The following is a 23,323-nucleotide window of genomic DNA, read 5'->3' as shown; positions in this document are numbered from 1 at the left end:
TCAGCCGCTGTAGGACCGCAGAGCGTCGATTGCACGAACGGTGACATCCTCCACCGGGCCGGTGGCGTCGATGCCCACCAGCTTGCTCTGGGCGCCGTAGTAATCCACCAGGGGCGCGGTCTTGTCCGCGTACTCCCGCAACCGGGTGGCGATGGTCTCCGGCTTGTCGTCGTCGCGCTGGAACAACTCGCCGCCGCACCGGTCGCAGCGCCCCTCCTGACTGGGGGCGTCGAACTCGACGTGCCAGACCTTGCCGCAGCCCCGGCAGGTACGCCGGCCGGAGAGCCGTCGCACGACTTCGTCGTCGTCAACCACCAACTCCAGCACCAGGTCCAACGCCGCGCCCAGGTCAACGAGGAGCTTGTCCAACGCGGCCGCCTGTGGGGTGGTCCGCGGGAAGCCGTCGAGGAGGAACCCCGCACTGGCGTCCGGTTCGGCGAGCCGGTCCCGGACCATGTTGATGGTCACCTCGTCCGGCACCAACTCGCCGGCGTCCATGTACCGCTTGGCCTGGACCCCGAGGGGCGTGCCCTGCGAGACGTTGGACCGGAAGATATCCCCAGTCGAGATCTTCGGCACCGCGAGGTGCGCGGCGACGAACTCTGCCTGCGTACCCTTGCCCGCACCCGGCGGGCCAACCAGAACGAGTCTCATCTACCGCAGGAACCCTTCGTAGTTCCGCTGCATCAGCTGGCTCTCGATCTGCTTGGTGGTTTCCAGACCGACACCAACCATGATCAGCACTGCGGTACCGCCGAACGGGAAGTTCAGGTATTGCTGGCGGTCGAGCCAGATGAAGAAGAAGTTCGGCAGGATCGAGACGACGGCCAGGTAGAGCGCACCGGCCAGGGTGATCCGGCTGAGGATGAAGTCGAGGTAGTCGGCGGTCGGCTTGCCCGGACGGATACCCGGCACGAAACCGCCGTACTTCTTCATGTTGTCCGCGACCTCGGACGGGTTGAAGGTGATCGAGACGTAGAAGTACGTGAAGAAGATGATCAGCAGGAAGTAGACCACGATGTAGATCGGGCTGGTCGGATCGACCAGGTTGTCCCGGATCCACACCTGGGTCCGACCTGGGTCGGTCTGGTCGAAGAACTGCAGGGCCAGCTGCGGCAGGTAGAGCAGTGACGAACCGAAGATGACCGGGATGACACCCGCCTGGTTCACCTTCAGCGGGATGTAGGTCGACGTGCCGCCGTACATCCGCCGGCCAATCATCCGCTTGGCGTACTGCACCGGGATCCGACGCTGCGACTGCTCGATGAAGGTGACCGCGGTGATGATGACCAGCACCAGGGCAACGACGAGCAGGAACTTGGCCCAGCCCTGGCTCTCCTTGATCGTCCAGCCCTCGGCGGGGAGCCGGGCCGCGATCGAGGTGAAGATCAGCACGGACATGCCGTTGCCGACGCCCCGGTCGGTGATCAGCTCGCCGAGCCACATCACCACGCCGGTGCCCGCGGTCATCGTCATGACCAGGATGCTCAGGGTCAGCCAGTCCGGGATACCGGTCCCTTCCGGGATGATCGGGAACTGGTCGCACTGGTTGTTGAAGAGCTGTCCGGAGCGGGCCAGCGCCACGAAGGCCGATGCCTGCAGGACACCGAGCCCGAGGGTCAGGTAGCGGGTGTACTGCGTGATCTTCGCTTGGCCGGCCTGGCCCTCCTTACGGAGCTGCTCCAACCGGGGGATCACCACAGTCAACAGCTGCAGGATGATCGACGCGGTGATGTAGGGCATGATGCCCAACGCGAAGACCGAGAGCTGCAGCAACGCCCCGCCGGAGAAGAGGTTGAGCAGGTTCAGTACGCCGGTGCTGCCCTGGGTCGCATCGATGCACTTCTGCACGTTGGTGTACGACACACCGGGGCTGGGCAGTGCGGCACCCAAGCGGTAGATCGCAATGATACCGATCGTGAACAGCAGCTTCTTGCGCAGGTCAGGCGTACGGAACGCACTGAGAAAGGCAGACAGCAAGTTCTTCCTCCTGCGCGAAGGCCGCGTGGCCATTCGCCAACACGGGCACCATCAGACTGGCGACCTAGACGACGCCGAGGTCACACCTTAACAGGCTTGCCCAACACCACACCACTGGGTGCCTACATGTCTGGTTCCACCAGGCGCGGCATACGGAGCCGACAGACGAGGGGCCGAACCCCTACGGTCTCCCGGATCGGGGCCCGGAGCACCTACCCGCACATCAGACCACAAGAGAGCGACGCAACGATTTATCAAGTCTAGAATCTTCTATTGACCCGGCACCACCCGTGCGCTAGCGTGCAGAATTGTTGCCACTATAGCGAACAGCTATGAACAACTCCGGTGCGCCCCGACCCGACTCCAGCTTCGGGCTCGATCTCGGCCTCGGTCTTTGATGCCACCGCCATGCTGGTGCTCATCGCACTCCAGCCGAGCCTCACCCGCGCCGCCTCCATGATCGGTGAAGTCCGCATCAGGTATGCCCGCGCGAGCGCGAGAGCGGTATCGCTGACCATTACCGAATCGGGGCTTGGAGTGTGGCCGGGTCTTGGCACGGCAGCACCCGAAAACAAACAAGCGTCCGCTGCCCGTCGGTCAGCTCACACAAAATATACCCGCGACTAATACGACCAGTCTCTTCCCGAAGCTACCGCAGCCGCAGCGGAGGCGGACCGTAAAGCTACGGCCTCACTCTTTCGGGAAACGAATCTGAAGGTGGCCTCGATCGGCCACGACCACACGCGGTGGGCTTCTCCGGTCGTTCAATCAGCCAGCTGAACCACACCGTAGCCGATTCGGAACGCCTCACGTTTCCGGAAACCAAGCCCACGCCGCAAAACGACGGACAACGAGTTGCGGCGTGGCCAGGACCGGTTTCCCGACCTGCCCACGCCGCGGATCTCTTAAAGCTCGGTGATCGAACCACCGGCAGCAGTGATCTTCTCCTTGGCCGACGCGCTGAACGCCTGCGCCGAGACCTGGAGAGTCACGCCGCCGAGGTCACCGGTTCCGAGAACCTTGACCGGCTGGCCCTTACGGACCGCACCGGCATCGACCAGCTCGGCCGGGCCAACCTGGCCGCCGTTCGGGAACAGCTCGGCGAGCCGCTCCAGGTTGACGACCTGGAAGGTCACCTTGAACTTGTTCTTGAAGCCCTTCATCTTCGGCAACCGCATGTGGATAGGCATCTGCCCACCCTCGAACGCCGCCGAGATGTTCTTCCGGGCCTTCGACCCCTTGGTACCGCGACCGGCGGTCTTGCCCTTGGAGCCCTCACCACGACCCACCCGGGTCTTGGCCATCTTGGCGCCCGGCGCCGGACGCAGGTGGTGGACCTTGATCGTCATTACTCGACCTCCTCGACCTTCACGAGGTGGTTGACCGTGAAGATCATGCCGCGAATCTCCGGACGGTCCTCCTTGACCACCACGTCATTGATCCGCTTGAGCCCGAGCGAACGCAGCGAGTCCCGCTGGTTCTGCTTGGTCCCAATCTCGGACCGGACCTGGGTGACCTTCAGGCGAGCCATCAGGACGCCACCTCCGCCCGCGATGCCAGCATCGCCGCCGGCGCAACGTCCTCGACCGGCAGGCCCCGCCGGGAGGCGACGGCCTCGGGGGACTCAAGCCCCTTCAGCGCCGCCAGCGTGGCGTGCACGATGTTGATCGGGTTGGACGACCCGAGGCTCTTCGAGAGCACATCGTGAATGCCGGCGCACTCCAGCACGGCACGGACCGGACCGCCGGCGATGACGCCGGTACCGGCCGAAGCCGGCTTCAGCAGCACGACACCAGCGGCATCCTCGCCCTGCACCGGGTGCGGGATCGACTGACCGATCCGCGGCACCTTGAAGAAGTGCTTCTTGGCCTCCTCGACACCCTTGGCGATGGCAGCGGGCACCTCCTTGGCCTTTCCGTAGCCCACACCGACGGTGCCGTCGCCGTCGCCCACGATCACCAGGGCGGTGAAGCTGAAGCGACGACCACCCTTCACGACCTTTGCGACGCGGTTGATTGCGACGACCCGCTCGAGGTGCGGGGTCTTCTCGACGGGCGCGTTTCCGCGGCCGCCCTCACGGCGGTTGTCGCGGCGACCACCCTCGTTGCCACCGGACCCGCCGCCACGGCGCTGTTGACCTGGCATCAGCAGCCTTCCTTCTCTCTCGTGACGGGGTTTGTCAGAACTCGAGCCCGGCTTCGCGGGCGGCGTCGGCTAGCGCGGCGACCCGCCCCGCGTACCGGTTGCCACCGCGGTCGAAGACGACCTTGGCGATACCAGCGGCCTTCGCCCGCTCGGCGAGCAGGACGCCGACCTTGCCGGCCAGAACACTCTTGTCGCCCTCGGTGCCCCGCAGCGAGGCATCCAGGGTCGAGGCCGACACCAGGGTGTGCCCCTTGGTGTCGTCCACGATCTGGGCAACGATGTGCCGCAGCGAACGGGTGACCACCAGGCGGGGACGCGCGGGCGTCCCACTGACCTGCCGGCGGACCCGGAAGTGCCGGCGCGCCCGCCCGACGGCGCGCTTGGCGGCGACACCGCGGCGACGCTTGAGCAGCGTGGCGCTCACTTCTTACCTGCCTTTCCGGCCTTACGGCGGATCACTTCACCCTGGTACTTCACGCCCTTGCCCTTGTAGGGCTCCGGCGGACGGATCTTCCGGATGTTCGCGGCGACCTCGCCGACCAGCTGCTTGTTGATGCCGGCCACGTGGAACAGCGTCGGCTTCTCCACCGAGAAGGTGATGCCCTCCGGCGCCACCACGGTGACCGGGTGCGAGAACCCGAGCGCGAACTCGAGGTCCTTCCCCTTCGCGGTAACCCGGTAACCGGTGCCCGCGATCTCCAGACTCTTCCGGTACCCCTCGGTGACACCGACGATCATGTTGGCGACCAGGGTGCGGCTCAGTCCGTGCAGCTCCTTGGCCTTGCGCTCGTCGTTCGGGCGAGCCACGTTCAGCTGCCCGTCCTCCGCCCGCTCGATCGTGATCGGCTCGGCGACGGTGTGCGAGAGTTCGCCCTTGGGGCCCTTGACCGTGACGGTCTGGCCGGCGATCGTGACGTCAACGCCGGCTGGCACCGGGATCGACTTACGTCCAATACGCGACATTTCTACCTGTCTCCCGTTACCAGACGAAGGCGAGGACTTCCCCGCCAACGCTCCGCTTGCGGGCCTGCCGATCGGTAAGCAGCCCCTGGGACGTCGAAATGATCGCCACGCCAAGCCCGCCGAGCACCCGCGGGAGCTCACCCGACTTGGCGTACACCCGAAGGCCGGGCTTGGACACGCGCTTGATGCCAGCCAGGCTCCGCTCGCGGTTCTGGCCGTACTTCAGCTCGACGACCAGTCGCTTGCCGACGGCGCTCTCCTCGGGCTCCTCGACCACCCAGGTGCTGATGTACCCCTCGGACTTGAGGACCTCGGCGATATTCGCCTTGATCTTCGAGTAGGGCATCGTCACCCGGTCGTGGTACGCCTGGTTGGCGTTACGCAGACGCGTGAGCATGTCTGCGATCGGGTCGGTCATCGTCATTAAACTCGTCAACCTTTCTCGCCGGGGTTCCCGGTTGGTCCCGGGCCTACGGCGAAGAGACAGTGCAGCTGACGCGCGGAGCGCGCCGGGCTATTACCAGGAAGCCTTGGACACGCCGGGCAGCTCACCGCGGTGGGCCATCTCCCGGATGCAGACCCGGCAGAGACCGAACTTGCGGTAGACCGCCTTCGGACGCCCGCAGCGCTGGCAGCGGGTGTACGCGCGAACCGAGAACTTCGGCTTCGCGGCAGCCTTGAGGATCAGCGCCTTCTTCGCCATCTCAGTTCTCCTTGAACGGGAAGCCCAGGAACTTGAGCAGCGCCCGGCCCTCATCGTCGGTCGTGGCGGTGGTGACCACCGTGATGTCCATGCCCCGCTGGCGATCGATCTTGTCCTGGTCGATCTCGTGGAACACCGACTGCTCGGTCAGACCGAACGTGTAGTTGCCGTTCCCGTCGAGCTTGCGCCCGTCGAGACCGCGGAAGTCACGGATTCGCGGCAGCGCGATGGAGAGCAGCCGGTCCAGGAACTCCCACATCCGGTCGCCGCGCAGAGTGACCTTCGCGCCGATCGGCATCCCCTCCCGCAGCTTGAACTGCGCGATGGACTTGGTGGCCCGCCTAACCTGCGGCTTCTGGCCGGTGATGGTAGCCAGATCGCGGACCGCACCGTCGATCAACTTGGCGTCCCGAGCGGCCTCGCCGACGCCCATGTTGACGACGATCTTGACCAGGCCCGGCACCTGCATCGGGTTGCCGTACTTGTACTGCTCCCGCAGCTGGCCCACGATCTCGTTGCGGTACCGCTCCTTGAGGCGCGGCATGGTCTTGGTTTCGGTAGCCGTGGTCATGATGGCAGGTCCTTACCGGTGCTACGCGCGATGCGGACCTTCTGGCCATTGTCGTCGATCCGGTAACCGACCCGGGTCGGCTTGCCGTCGGAGTCCACGACCATCACGTTCGAGACGTGGATCGGAGCCTCCTGGGTGACGATGCCACCGGTCTTCGCGCCACGCTGGGTGGTGCTGATGCGAGTGTGCTTCTTGACCCGGTTCACGCCCTCGACCAGGACCTTGTCCTGCCGCGGGTAGGCCGCGATGACCTTACCCTTGGCGCCCTTGTCCTTGCCGGCGATGACGAGGACCGTGTCGCCCTTCCTGACCTTCACGGTCACAACACCTCCGGCGCGAGAGAAATAATCTTCATGAACCGCTTGTCCCGCAGTTCCCGGCCAACCGGGCCGAAGATACGGGTGCCACGCGGATCCCCGCCGTCCTTGATGATGACGGCGGCGTTCTCGTCGAAGCGGATGTACGAGCCGTCCGGCCGCCGCTTCTCCTTGGCGGTACGAACGACGACCGCCTTCACGACATCGCCCTTCTTGACACCGGCGCCCGGGATCGCGTCCTTAACGGTGGCCACGATGACGTCGCCGATGCTCGCGTAGCGCCGACCGGAGCCACCGAGCACCCGGATGCACAGGATCTCCCGGGCACCCGTGTTGTCGGCGACGCGCAGTCGCGACTCCTGCTGAATCACGTCTATCTCCTATGTCTGCCGGTTCTCCGGCCGCACCCCGGCGGCCGGAGCCTGGCGGAACCTGCGCCCGACCGGAACCGGCCGAGCTCGAGCCTTCGCTACTTGGCCTTCTCGAGGATCTCCACGAGCCGCCACCGCTTGGTGGCAGACAACGGCCGGGTCTCCATGATCAGGACCCGGTCGCCGAGGCCGGCCGAGTTCTGCTCGTCGTGGACCTTCAGCTTGCTGGTGCGGCGCATGATCTTGCCGTACAGCCCGTGCTTGACGCGGTCCTCGACCTCGACGACAACCGTCTTGTCCATCTTGTCGCTGACCACGAGGCCCTCACGAACCTTCCGGCGGGCCCGCGTGGTCGCGGTGGTGTTCTCGCTCATCCTGCAGTCACCTCAGTCGGCGCGGCCGAGAGCCCCAGCTCGCGTTCACGCATGATCGTGTAGATCCGGGCGATCTCCCGACGAATGACCTGCAGCCGCCGGTTGTTGTCCAGCTGCCCGGTTGCGGCCTGCACGCGGAGGTTGAACAGCTCCGCCTTAGCCTCGCGCAGCTTCGTGACCAACTCCTCCTCGGAGAGCTCACGCAGCTCGCCGGCCTTAACGCCCGCTGCCATCAGGATTCACCCACTTCGCGTGTAACAATCCGGCACTTCATCGGGAGCTTGTGGATCGCGCGACGCATCGCCTCACGCGCGATCTGCTCGTTGGGGAAGGACATCTCGAAGAGAACCCGCCCCGGCTTCACGTTCGCGACCCACCACTCGGGAGAGCCCTTACCGGAACCCATCCGGGTCTCCGCCGGCTTCTTGGTGAGCGCCTGGTCCGGGAAGATCGTGATCCAGACCTTGCCACCACGCTTGATGTGCCGGGTCATCGCGATACGCGCCGACTCGATCTGGCGGTTGGTCACGTAGGCCGGCTCGAGAGCCTGGATCCCGAACTCGCCGAACACCACCCGGTTACCGCCCTTGGACGCGCCACTGCGGTCCGGGTGGTGCGGCTTGCGGAAGCCCTTCGGGGGCTTGCGCGGCATCAGCATCTGTCAGCCCTCCTGCTGCGTTTCTGCCGGCTGGGTAGCGGCCGACGCGACCGCGCCAGCGTCCACCGACTCGCCGCTCGGCGTCTCAGCCGCCTGCGCGATGGTGGTCGCGGCGGCCCGGCCGGCCTCGGTGCCACCAGCGGTGGTGCCGGACGAACCGGACCTACCCCGACGCGGACGCTCCGAGCGGTCGCCGCGCTCCCGGCGCGGACGCGACGGAGCCTCGGCCGGGGTCTCCCGGCCCGGCACCGCGTCGCCCTTGTAGATCCACACCTTCACACCGATCCGGCCGAAGGTGGTCCGGGCCTCAAAGAAGCCGTACTCGATGTTGGCCCGCAGCGTGTGCAGCGGTACCCGGCCCTCGCGGTAGAACTCGGTCCGGCTCATCTCGGCGCCGCCGAGCCGCCCCGAGACCTGCACCCGGATGCCCTTGCAGACCGGGTTCTTCATCGCCGACTGCATAGCCTTGCGCATCGCCCGACGGAAGCTGACCCGGCTGGACAGCTGCTCGGCCACGCCCTGCGCGACGAGCTGCGCGTCCGACTCCGGGCTCTTCACCTCGATGATGTTGAGCTGAACCTGCTTGCCGGTCAGCTTCTCCAGCTTCCCGCGGATCCGGTCGGCCTCAGCACCCTTACGGCCGATCACGATGCCCGGCCGGGCGGTGTGGATGTCGACGCGGACCCGGTCCCGGGTGCGCTCGATGTCGACCTTGGAGATACCCGCCCGCTCCAGGCCCTTGGACATCATCCGCCGGATCTTGACATCCTCGCCGACGTAGTCCTTGTAGAGCTTGTCCGCGAACCAGCGCGACTTCCAGTCGGTCGAGATGCCGAGCCGGAACCCGTGCGGGTGAACCTTCTGACCCATTACTCGGCACCCTCCGTCTTGCTCTCGGTCGCAGCTGGCGTGGTCTCCTTCGCCGGGGCCGCCTTCGCCGCCGCCTTCTTCGGCGCAGCCGGCGCGACCGCCTCAACCACCACCGTGATGTGCGAGGTGCGCTTCCGGATCCGGTACGCCCGACCCTGGGCGCGCGGCTGGAACCGCTTCATCGTCGGGCCCTCGTCCACGTACGCCTCGCGGACGAGCAACGCGTCGGGGTCCAGCCGCTCGTTGTTCTCCGCGTTGGCGATCGCGCTCGCGAGTACCTTGTACACCTGCTCGCTCGCGGCCTGTGGCGCGAACTGCAGCACCGTGAGCGCCTCCTTCGCGGGCAGGCCGCGGACGAGGTTGACCACCCGGCGCGCCTTCATCGGCGAGATGCGCACGTATCGCGCAACCGCCCGCGCGCCCGGAAGCACCGGAGCGTCGCCCTTTCCTGGCATCGCTGTAACCCCTTGTTCCTCTATCCGTATGCCCGCGGCGTCAGCGCCGACGGCTCTTCCGGTCGTCCTTCTCGTGACCCTTGAACGTGCGGGTCAGCGCGAACTCGCCGAGCTTGTGCCCGACCATCGCCTCGGTCACGAACACCGGGACGTGCTTCCGTCCGTCGTGCACAGCGATCGTGTGGCCCAGCATCTCCGGGATGATCGTCGAGCGCCGCGACCAGGTCTTGATGACGTTCTTCGTGCCCTTGTCGTTCTGCGTCTCCACCTTCTTGAGCAGGTGGTCGTCGATGAACGGGCCCTTCTTCAGGCTGCGAGGCATCTCTTATCTCCCTCAGCCGCGCTTACGCGTGGCGTAGCGACGGCGGACGATCAGCCGGTCACTCGGCTGGCCCTTACGACGGGTACGGCCCTCGGGCTTACCCTGCGGGTTGACCGGGTGACGGCCACCGGAGGTCTTACCCTCACCACCACCGTGCGGGTGGTCGACCGGGTTCATGGCGACACCACGGACGGTCGGGCGCTTGCCCTTCCACCGCATCCGGCCGGCCTTGCCCCAGTTGATGTTTGACTGGTCGGCGTTGCCGATCTCACCGATGCTGGCCCGGCAGCGCACGTCAACGCGACGGATCTCACCGGAGGGCATACGCAGGGTCGCGTAGGCGCCCTCCCGGCCGAGCAGCTGGATTCCCGTCCCCGCGGAGCGGGCCAGCTTGGCACCGCCGCCCGGACGCAGCTCCACGTTGTGGATCGTCAGACCGACCGGGATGTTCCGCAGCGGCAGGTTGTTGCCCGGCTTGATGTCGGCGCCCGGACCCGACTCGACGATGTCGCCCTGCTTCAGGTCCTTCGGTGCGAGGATGTACCGCTTCTCGCCGTCCAGGAAGTGCAGCAGCGCGATCCGCGCGGTGCGGTTCGGGTCGTACTCGATGTGCGCGACCTTCGCCGGCACGCCGTCCTTGTCGACCCGCTTGAAGTCGATGATTCGGTACTGACGCTTGTGGCCGCCACCCTGGTGCCGGGCGGTGATCCGACCGTGGGCGTTACGCCCGCCCTTCTTCGGCAGCGGGGCCAGCAGCGACTTCTCCGGCGTGGACCGGGTGATCTCGGCGAAGTCGGCAACGCTCGAGCCACGCCGGCCCGGCGTCGTCGGCTTGTACTTACGGATAGCCATTGTCTACACCCCTCAGCTGACCGGGCCGCCGAAGGCCTCGATACGGTCACCGTCAGCCAGCTTCACCATCGCCCGCTTGGTGTCCTTGCGCTTACCGAACCCGGTCCGGGTCCGCTTGCGCTTACCCACGCGGTTGAGCGTGTTGACCGTAAGGACGCGGACGTTGAAGATCTGCTCAATGGCGATCTTGATCGCGGTCTTGTTCGCGTCCGGGTGCACCAGGAACGTGTACCAGTTACGGTTCAGCTCGCTGTAGCTCTTCTCCGAGACGACCGGCGCAATGATGATGTCGCGCGGGTCGGCGATCGTGCTCACTTGCCACCCTCCTCGGTGGTCTCAGCGGGAACGCCCAGGAACTCCTCCAGGGCCTCCTTGGTGAAGACCACGTCGTCGGCCAGCAGCACGTCGTACGTGTTGAGCTGGCCGGACTCGATCAGGTGCACCCGCGGCTCGTTGCGCAGCGACACCCAGTTCAGCTCGTCGGTGCTGCTAAGCACCACCAGCACCCGGCGTGCGTCGGTCAGCTTCGCCAAGGTGGCCAGGGCCGCCTTCGTCGACGGCTGCTCACCGGCGACGAACGCCTCAACGACGTGCACCTTGTCGGCGCGGGCCCGGTCCGAGAGGGCACCCCGCAGCGCGGCGGCCTTCATCTTCTTCGGGGTCCGCTGGCTGTAGTCACGCGGCACCGGGCCGTGCACCACGCCGCCTCCGGCGAACTGCGGTGCGCGGATCGAGCCCTGACGGGCCCGGCCGGTCCCCTTCTGCTTGTAGGGCTTCTTGCCGCCGCCGGCGACCTCGCCCCGCGTCTTGGTCTTGTGCGTGCCCTGTCGAGCCGCCGCGAGCTGAGCCACCACAACCTGGTGCATCAGCGCGATGTTGGCCTGCGCGTCGAAGATGTCAGCGGGCAACTCGACGGAGCCGGCCTTGGTACCTTCGACGGTGAGGACATCAACGGTGGTCACTTGGCTGCCCCACCCTTCTTCGCCTTGGCCGCAGTGCGAACCAGGACCAGCGCGCCCTTGGGACCAGGGATGGCACCCCGGACGAGCAGGAGATTGTTCTCGGTGTCAACCGCCTGGACGGTGAGGTTCTGGACGGTGTAGCGCACACCACCCATCCGGCCGGCCATCCGGGTGCCCTTGAAGACGCGCCCCGGAGTGGCGCAGCCGCCGATCGAGCCCGGCGACCGGTGCTTGCGCTCCACACCGTGGCTGGCGCGCAGACCGTGGAAACCGTGCCGCTTCATCGGGCCGGCGTAGCCCTTGCCCTTGGTCTTTCCGGTCACGTCGACCGAGATACCGGCCGGGAACTCCTCGACCGTGACCTCCTGGCCGAGCGAGTACTCGGCGGCGTCGGTCGTGCGCAGCTCGACGATGCGCCGGCGCGGCGCGACCTCGGCCTTTGCGAAGTGTCCGCTGATCGGCTTCTTGACCTTGCGTGGGTCGATGGCGCCGTACGCCAACTGGACCGCCTCGTAGCCGTCCGTCTCCTGGCTACGGACCTGACTGACGACACACGGGCCGGCCTGCACCACAGTCACCGGAACAACACGGTTGTTGTCCCAGACCTGGGTCATGCCGAGCTTCGCGCCCAGGATCCCCTTGACTTGCCTGTCCATTTGTCCGATCCCTACAGCTTGATCTCGATGTCGACGCCAGCCGGCAGGTCGAGGCGCATGAGCGAGTCGACCGTCTTCGGGGTCGGGTCGATAATGTCGATCAGCCGCTTGTGCGTGCGCATCTCGAAGTGCTCGCGCGAGTCCTTGTACTTGTGCGGCGAGCGGATAACGCAGAAACGGTTGATCTCCGTGGGCAGCGGCACCGGGCCTGCGACCTGCGCCCCGGTGCGCGTCACCGTCTCGACGATCTTCCGAGCCGAGGAGTCGACGACCTCGTGGTCATAGGCCTTGAGCCGGATGCGGATCTTCTGTCCCGCCATAGTGGCTTCTGTTCCTTCTCTCGATGCCGCTGTGTTGCGGACGCCCGCGCCGAATGGCACCGGGCCCGCTTCGCCGACCCCCGCGGTCGGGCGTGTCGCGCCCTCGGTTCAGAATCCGCCCCGGGATTCCGGAGCGATCCTGCCGCGGTGGGTCATCACGTCGATCGCACTACGGCGACCTAGACGCCGCGCGAGGGTGGTCAGCGAACACATCGCTGACCACCCTGCGCCCGACTGATTCCCCCGCCCGGAGGTTCGGCGCTGCCGAACGCGAACGAGGGAATCATCGTTACGCAACCTGACCAGTATGCCGCACGGGCGGCGGCATGCCTAATCGGGGTTACCTAGCTCACTGGATGATCTTGGTGACGCGACCCGCGCCAACCGTGCGGCCACCCTCGCGGATCGCGAACTTGAGGTTCTCCTCCATCGCGACGGGCTGGATCAGCTTCACGGTCATCGTGGTGTTGTCGCCCGGCATGACCATCTCGGTACCCTCGGGGAGGGTAACGACGCCGGTAACGTCCGTGGTCCGGAAGTAGAACTGCGGACGGTAGTTCTGGAAGAACGGCGTGTGGCGGCCGCCCTCCTCCTTGGAGAGGATGTAGACCGTCGCCTCGAACTCGGTGTGCGGGGTGGCGGTGCCCGGCTTGATGACGACCATGCCGCGCTCGACATCCTCGCGCTTCACACCACGCAGCAGCAGACCGACGTTCTCACCCGCGCGCGCCTCGTCCAGCAGCTTGCGGAACATCTCGATGCCGGTGCAGGTGGTCTTCGTCGACTTCTCGCGGATACCGACGAGCTCCACCTCCTCGTTCGGCTTCAGCACGCCACGCTCGGCGCGACCGGTGACGACCGTGCCCCGACCGGTGATCGTGAAGACATCCTCGATCGGCATGAGGAACGGCTTCTCGGTCTCGCGCTCCGGCTGCGGGATCGAGGTGTCGACCGCGGTCATCAGCTCCATGAGCTTGCCGCCCCACTCCGGGTCACCCTCAAGGGCCTTCAGCGCGGACACCCGCACGACCGGCAGGTCGTCGCCCGGGTACTCCTGCGAGGAGAGCAGCTCACGGACCTCGAGCTCGACGAGCTCAAGGAGCTCCTCGTCGTCAACCATGTCGCTCTTGTTGAGCGCCACGACGATGTACGGCACGCCAACCTGGCGGGCCAGCAGCACGTGCTCGCGGGTCTGCGGCATCGGGCCATCGGTCGCCGCGACCACGAGGATCGCGCCGTCCATCTGGGCCGCACCGGTGATCATGTTCTTGATGTAGTCGGCGTGCCCGGGGCAGTCGACGTGCGCGTAGTGCCGCGCCTCGGTCTGGTACTCGACGTGCGCGATCGAGATCGTGATGCCGCGGGCCTTCTCCTCCGGCGCCTTGTCGATCTCGTCGAACGGCATGTACGGGTTCAGGTCCGGGTACTGGTCGTGCAGGACCTTGGTGATGGCCGCCGTCAGCGTCGTCTTACCGTGGTCGATGTGACCAATGGTGCCGATGTTGACGTGCGGCTTAGTCCGCTCGAACTTCGCCTTCGCCACTGGTGTCCTCCTGTGGACTTTCTTGGTTCGTTCGCCCCGGTGCGCCGGTCGGCGCTTAGGACTCTGTCGACAGCCTTTCCGGCCTGACGGCCGGGAAGCCATTTGTGGGCTCTGCGGCGATGAAGCCTACAGTCCCGGAATCACACGGTCCGACCGAGGTGGTCGCGGGCGGAAACCCTCCCGCGACCCAGCCCCGGCTCATCGACCGGCTCAGACGAGTGTCACTCGCCGGTCGCCTTAGCGATGATCTCCTTCGCCACGGAGGCCGGAACCTCGGCGTAGGAGTCGAACTGCATGCTGTAGCTAGCCCGGCCCTGGGTCTTCGACCGCAGGTCGCCGACGTAGCCGAACATCTCCGACAACGGCACCAGGGCACGGACGACGCGGGCGCCGCCGCGATCCTCCATCGCCTGGATTATGCCGCGACGGGAGTTAATGTCGCCGACGACGTCACCCATGTTCTCCTCTGGAGTGGTGACCTCGACGGCCATCATCGGCTCGAGCAGTGCCGGATCGGCCTTGCGGGCCGCATCCTTCAGCACCATCGAGCCGGCGATCTTGAAGGCCATCTCAGACGAGTCGACCTCGTGGTACTGACCGTCCACCAGCGTCAGCTTCACCCCGACCAGCGGGAAGCCGGCCAGAATGCCGTACTGCATGGCATCCTGCGCACCCGCGTCCACCGAGGGGATGAACTCCCGGGGGATGCGACCGCCGGTGACGGCGTTGGCGAACTCGTAGGTCGGAGCATCGTTGTCCAGAGGCAACGGCTCCAGGCTGATGATCACACGAGCGTACTGGCCGGAACCACCGGTCTGCTTCTTGTGGGTGTACTCGACCTTCTCCACCTTGCGGCGGATGGTCTCGCGGTACGCCACCTGCGGCTTACCGATGTTCGCCTCGACGTTGAACTCGCGGCGCATCCGGTCTACCAGGATGTCCAGGTGCAGCTCACCCATGCCGGAGATGACCGTCTGCCCGGTCTCGTCGTCCAGCTTGACACGGAAGGTCGGGTCCTCCTCGGCCAGCCGCTGGATGGCGGTGCTGAGCTTCTCCTGGTCGGCCTTGGTCTTCGGCTCGATGGCCACCTCGATGACCGGCTCCGGGAAGGTCATCGACTCGAGGATGACCGGGTTCGCCGGGTCGCAGAGGGTGTCACCGGTGGTGGTCTGCTTCAGACCCTGAACCGCGATGATGTCGCCAGCCTTGGCGGAGCCACGCTCCTCCCGCTTGTTGGCGTGCATCTGGTAGATCTTGCCGATCCGCTCCTTGCGGTCCTTGGTGGAGTTGACCACCTGCGAACCGGTCTCGACCACACCGGAGTAGACCCGGACGTAGGTGAGCTTCCCAAGGTGCTTGTCAGTCTGAATCTTGAATGCGAGACCGGAGAAGGGCTCCGAGGTGGACGGCTTGCGCAGCATCGGGGTCTCACCGTCGGTCGCGGTGCCCTCGATCGCCGGGACGTCCAGCGGCGACGGCAGGTAGTCGACCACGGCGTCGAGCATCGGCTGGACGCCCTTGTTCTTGAAGGCGGAGCCGCAGAGGACGGGATTGGCCTTACCGGCGATGGTCGCCCGGCGGATGGCATCCTTGATCTCCTCGACGGAGAACTCCCCACCCTCCAGGTACTTCTCCATCACCGTGTCGTCGACGTCGGCCAGCGTCTCCATCAGCTTCTCGCGCCACTCGGTGGCAACGTCGGCCAACTCAGCCGGGATCTCCTCGACCGCGTAGTCCTCGCCCTTCTGGGTTTCCCCACGCCAGGTAAGGGCACGCATGCCGATCAGGTCAACGACGCCGATGTGCTCAGACTCGAGCCCAATCGGGACCTGGAGCACCAACGGGATGGCGTTGAGCCGGTCGATCATCATCTGGACGCAGCGGAAGAAGTCCGCACCGGTCCGGTCAAGCTTGTTGACAAAGCACATCCGCGGAACGTTGTACTTGTCGGCCTGACGCCAGACGTTCTCCGTCTGCGGCTCCACGCCGGCGACTCCGTCGTAGACCGCGACCGCACCATCCAGAACCCGCAGCGACCGCTCGACCTCGACCGTGAAGTCGACGTGGCCGGGCGTATCGATGATCTGAATCGTGTGGCCCTTCCACTCGCACTTCGTGGCGGCGGAAGTGATCGTGATACCGCGCTCCTGCTCCTGCGCCATCCAGTCCATGACGGCGGCGCCCTCATGAACCTCACCGATCTTGTAGGTGATACCGGTGTAGAACAGGATTCGCTCGGTGGTAGTGGTCTTACCGGCATCGATGTGCGCCATGATGCCGATGTTGCGTACGTTGGCGAGCGCGTCTGCGGCGGCCACTTCAATCCCTACTTATCGTCGTCTCGACACAACTGGTGTGGTTCCGGCGCCGAGACGACGCCGGAACCTGGGTGTTACCAGCGGTAGTGCGCGAAGGCCTTGTTGGACTCGGCCATCTTGTGGGTGTCCTCGCGCCGCTTGACGGCGGCGCCGAGGCCGTTGCTCGCGTCCAGCAGCTCGTTCATCAGCCGCTCAACCATGGTCTTCTCGCGCCGGGCGCGGGCGTAGGTGACCAACCAGCGCAGGCCCAGGGTGGTGGCACGGGCCGGACGAACCTCGACCGGCACCTGGTAGGTGGCGCCACCAACACGGCGGCTGCGCACCTCGAGCGTCGGCTTGACGTTGTCCATCGCCCGCTTGAGGGTGACCACCGGGTCGGTGCCGGACTTCTCCCGGCAACCCTCCAGCGCCGCGTAGACGAGGGTCTCGGCGAGCTGACGCTTGCCGCGCAGCAAGATCTTGTTTACCAGCTGGGTGACCAGCGGCGAGTTGTACACCGGGTCAGCGACCAGCGGCCGCCGCGGAGCGGGTCCCTTACGCGGCATGTCAGCTCTTCTCCTTCTTCGCGCCGTAGCGGCTACGCGCCTGCTTGCGGTTGCGGACACCCTGGGTGTCCAGCGAGCCACGTACGATCTTGTACCGCACACCGGGGAGGTCCTTCACCCGGCCACCGCGGACGAGCACGATCGAGTGCTCCTGGAGGTTGTGACCGACGCCCGGAATGTAGGCGGTCACCTCGATCTGGCTGCTGAGCTTGACCCGAGCGACCTTACGCAGCGCCGAGTTCGGCTTCTTCGGGGTGGTGGTGTACACACGCGTGCACACGCCCCGCCGCTGCGGGGACCCCTTCAGGGCAGGGGTTTTCGTCTTGGTCGTCTTGGCCTGACGGCCCTTTCGGACCAGCTGCTGAATGGTGGGCACCGGGTTTCTCCGCTCCCTTCGGCCGCCCGGAGGCGACCGCGCCGTCTGCTTCTAGCCGGCCGGATGGACGGCTCTCCTACACTCCAACCAGGGCCACCTGCCGGGGTCCCAGCACCCGCGGTCGGGCGTGTCGCCGACTCACGGTTTCCCGGTCGTCACTCACGGGCGAAAACCGGGTATGGTCACCGGCGCGAGGTGGCCGGATCTCTGGCTGCCGTCGTGCACCGCGAGAACACCCCACAAAGTGAGATCACAGCGCACGCACATACCGCCCAGGCACGCCTGGGCACAAGGGGAAAGAGTACCTACCACAACCGCGCAGGTCAAAACTGGGCGGCCAGCGGGTTCACCCACCGGTCGAGACCGTTCGGCCTGCGCGCCCGTGCCGGGCACCTACCGAGTCGAGTGTACCGGCTGCACCCGGCGACGATCCCACGGCCCTCGGTTCCCAATACCCGCATAATCAGGCATAAAACCGACGGTCAGGACAACCCCAAGAGCAACGCCAGCCCAAGCCCGCCCACGTTGAGCAGCAGCCCGGCACCACCGCAGCTCACTCCCGCCCAGGCTAGTCCCCGCCCGGTAAACCGGACCGCCGGCGGTGGCAGCGGCTGGCGGATCTGCTGAAGCCCGAACAGACCGACACCAACAGCGCCCGCCCCGGTGAGAGCACCCAGCGTGGTGAAGGCCCCCGCGGCCCACGCGCCCCACGCGCCGTCCGCATCCGCCCCAACCACGCCGACACAGGCCACCAGCAGCGAGACCAGTATCGAAGCAATCCCGGTGACCAAAGACCCCACCGCGAGACCGGAGGTTACCGCTGGCACGTCGAGGTGCACCACGCCGAACGGCGTGCCCGGCACGGGCTGAATGCGACTCGGCTGACCCAACGCGTCCCGCGGCGGAGGCGGAGACACCACCGGTAGAGGTCCCCAACCAGGGGTTGAGGTCGGTGGCGTGCCCGCCGGGCCAGACGGCGCTGGTGGCCGGGCCCACGGGTCCGGCGTCGGCGCCCTCAGCCCCGGCGGGCCGGACTCGCCCTCCGCGGGCCCCTGCGGCCCGCCGGGCACCGTCGGGTCGGTGCCCTGCGGGCGTGCCGGATCCGTCACAGCTCCTCCAAGTCGGCAGTCGACGCCCAAGCGCCGAACATCGGTCAGGCTACCGCTGCGCGGCCAACGGGCGATGCCCGACTTGGTCAACGCTCCCAGCGGTCAGTCCACGTTCGGGGCGAAGTCCTGGCCGTAGGGGGCCTCCGCCAGCCGGATGACACCGATCACCAGCAGGACGGTCACCACGGCCATGGTCAACGACAGGCCGGTCCACGCCAGTCGCTCGCCGCGCCGCAGCCATGCCGCACCGGTGAGAAACCCTCCAGAAAGGTACGCCTCACGACGCGCCTGCCGCGCCAACACGAGTGCCACGGTGGCCGGTACCGCTCCCCCGACGAACAGGCCGGTCAGTGCCCCGAAGAGCCCGAGCGCAAAGACCGCCCGCGCCTTGGTTGACCGAACCGGATCCGGGTCCTGTGGGTGCCGGTGCAGCCCCAGGGCGGCATGCGGGTTAGGCCCGGAAGCGGTGCTCATGCCCCCATCATGCCCGGGCCCGAATAGGAACAGACCTCGAGCCGGTTACCCAGCGGATCACGGAACCAGAACCAGGTCACCGGCTGGTCCGGGGCCTGATTGAGCTCACCGACCTCAGCCCCACGCTCGATCAGCCACCGGCGGGCGGCGACGGCGTCGGGGGCGTGGAAGTTGAAACCGGACCACTCGCCCCCCTCCGGGTTGAGCAGGGTCACCGGCGGGCCCTCCGGGGCCTGGAGCACCACGATGTGCGAGGTGCGGAAGAGCTCGGGCCACCCCAGGGTCTCCTGGTACCACCCAGCGACGGCATGCGGATCATCGACCTTGACGAAGACGGTGTCTACCCTGCGCAGCGGACTGTCGGACATGCCGGGACGGTAGCCGCCGGCACCGACACCCGCCGGACACGACGCGGCCCCCGGCATCGCCGGGGGCCGCGTCAACAATCGTGCCTAGCGGTACGACCCGAAGTCGAAGTCGTCCAGCGGGACCGCCTGGCCACTGGCCGGCCCGAAGCCGTAATCGGTCTCCGGGTAGCCGGTCATCGAGTAGACCTTGGCCTTCGCCTCCTCGGTCGGCTCGACCCGGACATTGCGGTACTTGCTGATGCCAGTACCAGCCGGGATGAGCTTACCGATGATCACGTTCTCCTTGAGGCCGATCAACGAGTCGCTGCGAGCGTGGATCGCCGCGTCCGTCAGCACCCGGGTGGTCTCCTGGAAGGAGGCCGCCGAGAGCCAGGAGTCGGTGGCCAAGGAGGCCTTGGTGATACCCATCAGCACCGGACGGCCAGCGGCGGGCTCGCCGCCCTCGGAGACGAGCCGGCGGTTCTCCGACTCGAACAGCGCCCGGTCCACGAGCACGCCCGGCAGGAACTCGGTCGAGCCGGAGTCGATGACCGTCACCCGCTTGAGCATCTGCCGGATGATGATCTCGATGTGCTTGTCGTGGATGAGCACACCCTGCGAGCGGTAGACCTCCTGGACCTCCTGGGTCAGGTGGACCTGGACCGCACGCGGACCCAGGATGCGGAGCAGCTCGTGCGGGTCGATCGTACCCACGGTGAGCTTCTCGCCGACCTCGACGTGGTCGCCGTCGTTGGCCAGCAGCCGGACCCGCTTCGAGATCTTGTCGTAGGCGATCTCGTCGCTGCCGTCGTCCGGCACCACAATGATCTTCCGGGACCGCTCGCCGTCCTCGATCCGGACCCGACCAGGGGTATCCGCGATCGGGGCCTTGCCCTTCGGGATCCGAGCCTCGAAGATCTCCTGGACCCGGGGCAGACCCTGGGTGATGTCCTCCCCAGCGACACCACCGGTGTGGAACGTACGCATCGTCAGCTGCGTACCCGGCTCACCAATCGACTGGGCGGCGATGATGCCGACCGCCTCGCCGACATCCACGGTCTTGCCGGTCGGCAGCGAACGGCCGTAGCAGGCCCCGCAGACGCCAAGCTTCGACTCGCAGGTGAGGACACTGCGGACCCGGACGGACTCCACCCCGGCGGCGACGATCTTGTCCACCAGGATCGAGTTGATGTCCGCACCCCGCTCGGCGACGACGGTGCCATCCGGCCCCTTGATGTCGTCAGCCAACGTCCGGGCGTGCACGCTGGTCTCCGCGTGCTCGTGCACGACCAGCGAACCGGCCTCCCCGGCCTGCTGGCCCACCTGCATCGGAATGGCCCGGTCGGTGCCGCAGTCCTCCTCGCGGATGATCACATCCTGCGAGACGTCCACCAGACGACGGGTCAGGTAACCCGAGTCGGCGGTACGCAGGGCGGTGTCCGCCAGACCCTTACGGGCACCGTGCGTGGAGATGAAGTACTCCAGCACGGACAGACCCTCGCGGTAGGAGGCCTTGATCGGACGCGGGATGATCTCACCCTTCGGGTTCGCCACCAAGCCACGGATCGCGGCGATCTGCCGGAGCTGAAGCAGGTTACCGCGGGCACCCGAGTTAATCATCTTCCAGAGCGGGTTCTCCTGCGGTAGCGCGGTGTCCATCTCCTTGGCGACCTCATTGGTCGCCTTGGTCCAGATCTCGATGAGCTCACCGCGACGTTCCTCGGCGGTCATCAGACCACGCTGGTACTGCTTGTCGATCCGGTCGGCCTCCTGCTCGTACCGACCAAGGATCTCCCGCTTACGCGGCGGCGCGAGGACGTCCTCCATGCCGATGGTCACCCCGGACCAGGTGGCCCAGTGGAAACCGGCCTCCTTGAGCCCATCCAGGGTGGCCGCCAGGGCGACCTTCGGGAAACGCTCGGCGAGGTCGTTGACGATCGCGGAGAGCTGACCCTTGCGGATCTCATAGTTCACGAACCGGTAGCCCGGTGGCAGGGTCTCGTTGAACAGAACCCGACCAAGCGTCGTCTCCACCGTGACCGGGTCGCCCTCGACCCAGCCCTCCGGTGCGGTCCACGGCTCGGCGCCGGGGCCACTCTCGACCCCGACAAGACCCCGCAGGCGGATCTTCACCGGCGCCTGCAGGTGCAGCTCGCCGTTGTCGAACGCCATCCGGGCCTCGGCGTCGGAGCTGAACGCCCGACCCTCACCCCGCTCACCCGCGGTGCGGTGGGTGAGGTGGTAGAGACCGATGATCATGTCCTGGGTGGGCATGGTCACCGGCTTGCCGTCAGCCGGCTTGAGGATGTTGTTGGAGGAGAGCATCAGGATCCGCGCCTCGGCCTGAGCCTCGGCCGACAGCGGCACGTGCACCGCCATCTGGTCACCGTCGAAGTCAGCGTTGAACGCGGTGCAGACCAACGGGTGGATCTGGATCGCCTTGCCCTCGACCAGCTGCGGCTCGAACGCCTGGATACCCAGTCGGTGCAGGGTCGGCGCGCGGTTGAGCAGCACCGGGTGCTCGCCGATGACCTCCTCGAGCACATCCCAGACGACCGGCCGCTGCCGCTCGACCATCCGCTTGGCGGACTTGATGTTCTGTGCGTGGTTGAGATCCACCAGCCGCTTCATCACGAACGGCTTGAACAGCTCCAGCGCCATCTGCTTGGGCAGGCCGCACTGGTGCAGCTTGAGCTTCGGACCGACCACGATGACCGATCGACCCGAGTAGTCGACCCGCTTGCCGAGCAGGTTCTGCCGGAACCGGCCCTGCTTGCCCTTGAGCATGTCGGACAACGACTTGAGCGGACGGTTACCCGGACCGGTGACCGGTCGACCACGACGACCGTTGTCGAACAACGCGTCAACGGCCTCCTGGAGCATCCGCTTCTCGTTGTTGACGATGATCTCGGGAGCGCCGAGATCGATCAGCCGCTTGAGCCGGTTGTTCCGGTTGATCACCCGACGGTAGAGGTCGTTGAGGTCGGAGGTCGCGAAGCGGCCACCGTCGAGCTGCACCATCGGGCGCAGGTCCGGCGGGATGACCGGGACGCAGTCCAGCACCATACCGAGCGGCGAGTTGCTGGTGTTCAGGAACGCGGCGACCACCTTGAGTCGCTTGAGCGCCCGGATCTTCCGCTGCCCCTTACCGGTACGAATGGTCTCGCGCAGGCTCTCCGCCTCGGCGTCGAGGTCCATGTTCTGGACCAGGGCCTTGATCGCCTCGGCCCCCATCCCACCGGTGAAGTACTCGCCGAACCGGTCGCGCAGCTCCCGGTACAGCAGCTCGTCGGTGACCAGCTGCTTCGGCTCCAGCTTGCGGAAGGTGTCCAGCACCTCGTCCAGGCGGTCGATCTCACGCTGGGCCCGGTCGCGGATCTGGCGCATCTCGCGCTCTCCGCCTTCCTTGACCTTGCGCCGGACGTCCGCCTTGGCGCCCTCGGCCTCCAGCTCGGCGAGGTCGGCTTCGAGCTTGCCCGCCCGCTTCTCGATCTCCGAGTCCCGGCTGTTCTCGGACTGCCGCTTCTCGGCGAGAATCTCGTTCTCGATCGTGGCGAGATCCCGGTGACGCGCGTCGGCGTCCACACTCGTCACCACGTACGAGGCGAAGTAGATGATCTTTTCGAGGTCCTTGGGGGCAAGATCCAGCAGGTAGCCCAGCCGGCTCGGCACGCCCTTGAAGTACCAGATGTGGGTCACCGAGGCGGCGAGCTCGATGTGCCCCATCCGCTCCCGGCGGACCTTGGAGCGAGTCACCTCAACGCCGCAGCGCTCACAGATGATGCCCTTGAAGCGGACCCGCTTGTACTTGCCGCAGTAGCACTCCCAGTCCCGCTGAGGACCGAAGATCTTCTCGCAGAAAAGCCCGTCCTTCTCCGGCTTGAGAGTGCGGTAGTTGATGGTCTCCGGCTTCTTGACCTCGCCGTGGGACCACTGCCGGATGTCGTCGGCGGTGGCGAGGCCGATGCGCAGCTCGTCGAAGAAGTTGACGTCGAGCACGTTATATCCCTCGTGTCGTGTCTGATCTCTAGCTAGCTCTCGGCGGGGTTGCGGGCCGGCCGGCGAACTTCCGGATCAGGCCGGAAGTGCCCG

At 66.5% G+C, this 23,323-nt stretch carries 31 protein-coding genes; all 31 read right to left on the bottom strand.

The window, feature by feature from the left end; genetic code table 11:
* A complete protein-coding gene (locus AC1UKG_RS22310; protein WP_018744652.1) occupies positions 1–654 on the bottom strand; it encodes an adenylate kinase in 654 nt (217 codons plus the stop codon).
* On the bottom strand, positions 655–1,980 hold the full coding sequence (gene secY, locus AC1UKG_RS22305) for a preprotein translocase subunit SecY (protein ID WP_018744653.1): 1,326 nt from the start codon (positions 1,978–1,980) through the stop codon (positions 655–657).
* Positions 1,981–2,885: 905 nt separating this feature from the next.
* On the bottom strand, positions 2,886–3,329 hold the full coding sequence (gene rplO, locus AC1UKG_RS22300; RefSeq protein WP_018744655.1) for a 50S ribosomal protein L15: 444 nt from the start codon (positions 3,327–3,329) through the stop codon (positions 2,886–2,888).
* On the bottom strand, positions 3,329–3,511 hold the full coding sequence (gene rpmD / locus AC1UKG_RS22295; protein ID WP_012015110.1) for a 50S ribosomal protein L30: 183 nt from the start codon (positions 3,509–3,511) through the stop codon (positions 3,329–3,331). The genes rplO and rpmD overlap by 1 nt, the downstream gene beginning before the upstream one ends.
* Positions 3,511–4,125, bottom strand: a complete 615-nt coding sequence (gene rpsE / locus AC1UKG_RS22290; protein WP_018217050.1) for a 30S ribosomal protein S5 — start codon at positions 4,123–4,125, stop codon at positions 3,511–3,513. The genes rpmD and rpsE overlap by 1 nt, the downstream gene beginning before the upstream one ends.
* 34 nt (positions 4,126–4,159) lie before the next feature.
* On the bottom strand, positions 4,160–4,549 hold the full coding sequence (rplR, locus tag AC1UKG_RS22285) for a 50S ribosomal protein L18 (protein ID WP_018217051.1): 390 nt from the start codon (positions 4,547–4,549) through the stop codon (positions 4,160–4,162).
* On the bottom strand, positions 4,546–5,088 hold the full coding sequence (gene rplF, locus AC1UKG_RS22280; protein ID WP_018720668.1) for a 50S ribosomal protein L6: 543 nt from the start codon (positions 5,086–5,088) through the stop codon (positions 4,546–4,548). Before rplF ends, rplR begins: the two co-directional genes overlap by 4 nt.
* A gap of 16 nt (positions 5,089–5,104) precedes the next feature.
* Positions 5,105–5,512, bottom strand: a complete 408-nt coding sequence (gene rpsH, locus AC1UKG_RS22275) for a 30S ribosomal protein S8 (protein ID WP_018729115.1) — start codon at positions 5,510–5,512, stop codon at positions 5,105–5,107.
* Between the two features lie 93 nt (positions 5,513–5,605).
* Positions 5,606–5,791, bottom strand: coding sequence for a type Z 30S ribosomal protein S14 (locus tag AC1UKG_RS22270; protein ID WP_007073023.1), 186 nt, complete (start codon positions 5,789–5,791; stop codon positions 5,606–5,608).
* Between the two features lies 1 nt (position 5,792).
* Positions 5,793–6,362 carry a 50S ribosomal protein L5 gene (gene rplE, locus AC1UKG_RS22265; protein WP_012184318.1) on the bottom strand — a complete coding sequence of 190 codons (570 nt, stop codon included), beginning with the start codon at positions 6,360–6,362 and terminating at the stop codon, positions 5,793–5,795.
* Positions 6,359–6,685 carry a 50S ribosomal protein L24 gene (rplX, locus tag AC1UKG_RS22260; RefSeq protein ID WP_018744656.1) on the bottom strand — a complete coding sequence of 109 codons (327 nt, stop codon included), beginning with the start codon at positions 6,683–6,685 and terminating at the stop codon, positions 6,359–6,361. The genes rplE and rplX overlap by 4 nt, the downstream gene beginning before the upstream one ends.
* Positions 6,682–7,050 carry a 50S ribosomal protein L14 gene (gene rplN, locus AC1UKG_RS22255; RefSeq protein WP_007073026.1) on the bottom strand — a complete coding sequence of 123 codons (369 nt, stop codon included), beginning with the start codon at positions 7,048–7,050 and terminating at the stop codon, positions 6,682–6,684. Before rplN ends, rplX begins: the two co-directional genes overlap by 4 nt.
* A gap of 98 nt (positions 7,051–7,148) precedes the next feature.
* Positions 7,149–7,424, bottom strand: coding sequence for a 30S ribosomal protein S17 (rpsQ, locus tag AC1UKG_RS22250; RefSeq protein WP_018744657.1), 276 nt, complete (start codon positions 7,422–7,424; stop codon positions 7,149–7,151).
* On the bottom strand, positions 7,421–7,657 hold the full coding sequence (gene rpmC / locus AC1UKG_RS22245; RefSeq protein ID WP_016813717.1) for a 50S ribosomal protein L29: 237 nt from the start codon (positions 7,655–7,657) through the stop codon (positions 7,421–7,423). The genes rpsQ and rpmC overlap by 4 nt, the downstream gene beginning before the upstream one ends.
* Complete coding sequence (rplP, locus tag AC1UKG_RS22240; protein WP_007465292.1) at positions 7,657–8,082, bottom strand: 50S ribosomal protein L16; 426 nt, start codon at positions 8,080–8,082, stop codon at positions 7,657–7,659. Before rplP ends, rpmC begins: the two co-directional genes overlap by 1 nt.
* A gap of 3 nt (positions 8,083–8,085) precedes the next feature.
* On the bottom strand, positions 8,086–8,952 hold the full coding sequence (rpsC, locus tag AC1UKG_RS22235) for a 30S ribosomal protein S3 (RefSeq protein WP_012015119.1): 867 nt from the start codon (positions 8,950–8,952) through the stop codon (positions 8,086–8,088).
* The gene (gene rplV, locus AC1UKG_RS22230; RefSeq protein ID WP_018744658.1) at positions 8,952–9,407 is read right to left on the bottom strand and encodes a 50S ribosomal protein L22; all 456 of its coding nucleotides are present in this window, start codon (positions 9,405–9,407) and stop codon (positions 8,952–8,954) included. The genes rpsC and rplV overlap by 1 nt, the downstream gene beginning before the upstream one ends.
* A 40-nt stretch (positions 9,408–9,447) precedes the next feature.
* Complete coding sequence (gene rpsS, locus AC1UKG_RS22225; protein ID WP_012015121.1) at positions 9,448–9,729, bottom strand: 30S ribosomal protein S19; 282 nt, start codon at positions 9,727–9,729, stop codon at positions 9,448–9,450.
* Between the two features lie 12 nt (positions 9,730–9,741).
* A complete protein-coding gene (rplB, locus tag AC1UKG_RS22220) occupies positions 9,742–10,581 on the bottom strand; it encodes a 50S ribosomal protein L2 (protein ID WP_018222583.1) in 840 nt (279 codons plus the stop codon).
* A gap of 12 nt (positions 10,582–10,593) precedes the next feature.
* The gene (gene rplW / locus AC1UKG_RS22215; RefSeq protein WP_012015123.1) at positions 10,594–10,896 is read right to left on the bottom strand and encodes a 50S ribosomal protein L23; all 303 of its coding nucleotides are present in this window, start codon (positions 10,894–10,896) and stop codon (positions 10,594–10,596) included.
* Complete coding sequence (gene rplD, locus AC1UKG_RS22210; RefSeq protein ID WP_018744659.1) at positions 10,893–11,543, bottom strand: 50S ribosomal protein L4; 651 nt, start codon at positions 11,541–11,543, stop codon at positions 10,893–10,895. The genes rplW and rplD overlap by 4 nt, the downstream gene beginning before the upstream one ends.
* Positions 11,540–12,199 (bottom strand): 50S ribosomal protein L3, encoded by a 660-nt coding sequence (gene rplC, locus AC1UKG_RS22205; RefSeq protein WP_018744660.1) that lies wholly within the window; start codon positions 12,197–12,199, stop codon positions 11,540–11,542. Before rplC ends, rplD begins: the two co-directional genes overlap by 4 nt.
* 11 nt (positions 12,200–12,210) lie before the next feature.
* Positions 12,211–12,519, bottom strand: a complete 309-nt coding sequence (gene rpsJ, locus AC1UKG_RS22200; RefSeq protein WP_007073037.1) for a 30S ribosomal protein S10 — start codon at positions 12,517–12,519, stop codon at positions 12,211–12,213.
* Positions 12,520–12,868: 349 nt separating this feature from the next.
* Positions 12,869–14,062 carry an elongation factor Tu gene (gene tuf, locus AC1UKG_RS22195; protein WP_018735912.1) on the bottom strand — a complete coding sequence of 398 codons (1,194 nt, stop codon included), beginning with the start codon at positions 14,060–14,062 and terminating at the stop codon, positions 12,869–12,871.
* A 221-nt stretch (positions 14,063–14,283) separates the two neighbouring features.
* Positions 14,284–16,380 carry an elongation factor G gene (fusA, locus tag AC1UKG_RS22190; RefSeq protein WP_018744661.1) on the bottom strand — a complete coding sequence of 699 codons (2,097 nt, stop codon included), beginning with the start codon at positions 16,378–16,380 and terminating at the stop codon, positions 14,284–14,286.
* A 74-nt stretch (positions 16,381–16,454) separates the two neighbouring features.
* On the bottom strand, positions 16,455–16,925 hold the full coding sequence (rpsG, locus tag AC1UKG_RS22185) for a 30S ribosomal protein S7 (protein ID WP_012015128.1): 471 nt from the start codon (positions 16,923–16,925) through the stop codon (positions 16,455–16,457).
* Between the two features lies 1 nt (position 16,926).
* Positions 16,927–17,301 carry a 30S ribosomal protein S12 gene (gene rpsL / locus AC1UKG_RS22180; RefSeq protein WP_007465318.1) on the bottom strand — a complete coding sequence of 125 codons (375 nt, stop codon included), beginning with the start codon at positions 17,299–17,301 and terminating at the stop codon, positions 16,927–16,929.
* Between the two features lie 482 nt (positions 17,302–17,783).
* Positions 17,784–18,164, bottom strand: a complete 381-nt coding sequence (locus AC1UKG_RS22175) for a hypothetical protein (RefSeq protein WP_018744662.1) — start codon at positions 18,162–18,164, stop codon at positions 17,784–17,786.
* A 348-nt stretch (positions 18,165–18,512) separates the two neighbouring features.
* Positions 18,513–18,884: a hypothetical protein gene (locus AC1UKG_RS22170; RefSeq protein ID WP_475889519.1), complete on the bottom strand. Its 372-nt coding sequence runs from the start codon at positions 18,882–18,884 to the stop codon at positions 18,513–18,515.
* A complete protein-coding gene (locus AC1UKG_RS22165) occupies positions 18,881–19,309 on the bottom strand; it encodes a VOC family protein (RefSeq protein ID WP_018744664.1) in 429 nt (142 codons plus the stop codon). The genes AC1UKG_RS22170 and AC1UKG_RS22165 overlap by 4 nt, the downstream gene beginning before the upstream one ends.
* A gap of 27 nt (positions 19,310–19,336) precedes the next feature.
* Positions 19,337–23,230, bottom strand: coding sequence for a DNA-directed RNA polymerase subunit beta' (locus tag AC1UKG_RS22160; RefSeq protein WP_018744665.1), 3,894 nt, complete (start codon positions 23,228–23,230; stop codon positions 19,337–19,339).
* Between the last annotated feature and the right edge of the window lie 93 nt (positions 23,231–23,323).

The sequence above is a fragment of the Salinispora sp. CH2A1_6 genome (assembly GCF_056820975.1).
Note: the sequence above shows the minus strand (reverse complement) of the source record. Positions and strands in the feature narration are given on the sequence as shown.

Bases quoted from the DNA above. Each gene is read 5' to 3' on its own strand.
- rpsJ (WP_007073037.1), bottom strand. From the start codon at position 12,519: ATGGCGGGACAGAAGATCCGCATCCGGCTCAAGGCCTATGACCACGAG.
- rplO (WP_018744655.1), bottom strand. From the start codon at position 3,329: ATGACGATCAAGGTCCACCACCTGCGTCCGGCGCCGGGCGCCAAGATG.
- rpsE (WP_018217050.1), bottom strand. From the start codon at position 4,125: ATGCCAGGTCAACAGCGCCGTGGCGGCGGGTCCGGTGGCAACGAGGGT.
- AC1UKG_RS22170 (WP_475889519.1), bottom strand. From the start codon at position 18,884: ATGAGCACCGCTTCCGGGCCTAACCCGCATGCCGCCCTGGGGCTGCAC.
- rpsG (WP_012015128.1), bottom strand. From the start codon at position 16,925: ATGCCGCGTAAGGGACCCGCTCCGCGGCGGCCGCTGGTCGCTGACCCG.
- rplC (WP_018744660.1), bottom strand. From the start codon at position 12,199: ATGGACAGGCAAGTCAAGGGGATCCTGGGCGCGAAGCTCGGCATGACC.
- rpmD (WP_012015110.1), bottom strand. From the start codon at position 3,511: ATGGCTCGCCTGAAGGTCACCCAGGTCCGGTCCGAGATTGGGACCAAG.
- rplB (WP_018222583.1), bottom strand. From the start codon at position 10,581: ATGGCTATCCGTAAGTACAAGCCGACGACGCCGGGCCGGCGTGGCTCG.
- rpsS (WP_012015121.1), bottom strand. From the start codon at position 9,729: ATGCCTCGCAGCCTGAAGAAGGGCCCGTTCATCGACGACCACCTGCTC.
- AC1UKG_RS22165 (WP_018744664.1), bottom strand. From the start codon at position 19,309: ATGCCGGGGGCCGCGTCGTGTCCGGCGGGTGTCGGTGCCGGCGGCTAC.
- AC1UKG_RS22310 (WP_018744652.1), bottom strand. From the start codon at position 654: ATGAGACTCGTTCTGGTTGGCCCGCCGGGTGCGGGCAAGGGTACGCAG.
- rplP (WP_007465292.1), bottom strand. From the start codon at position 8,082: ATGCTGATGCCGCGCAAGCCCCCGAAGGGCTTCCGCAAGCCGCACCAC.
- rpmC (WP_016813717.1), bottom strand. From the start codon at position 7,657: ATGGCAGCGGGCGTTAAGGCCGGCGAGCTGCGTGAGCTCTCCGAGGAG.
- AC1UKG_RS22270 (WP_007073023.1), bottom strand. From the start codon at position 5,791: ATGGCGAAGAAGGCGCTGATCCTCAAGGCTGCCGCGAAGCCGAAGTTC.
- rpsQ (WP_018744657.1), bottom strand. From the start codon at position 7,424: ATGAGCGAGAACACCACCGCGACCACGCGGGCCCGCCGGAAGGTTCGT.
- rplV (WP_018744658.1), bottom strand. From the start codon at position 9,407: ATGCCAGGAAAGGGCGACGCTCCGGTGCTTCCGGGCGCGCGGGCGGTT.
- rplE (WP_012184318.1), bottom strand. From the start codon at position 6,362: ATGACCACGGCTACCGAAACCAAGACCATGCCGCGCCTCAAGGAGCGG.
- rpsC (WP_012015119.1), bottom strand. From the start codon at position 8,952: ATGGGTCAGAAGGTTCACCCGCACGGGTTCCGGCTCGGCATCTCGACC.
- rpsH (WP_018729115.1), bottom strand. From the start codon at position 5,512: ATGACGATGACCGACCCGATCGCAGACATGCTCACGCGTCTGCGTAAC.
- rplF (WP_018720668.1), bottom strand. From the start codon at position 5,088: ATGTCGCGTATTGGACGTAAGTCGATCCCGGTGCCAGCCGGCGTTGAC.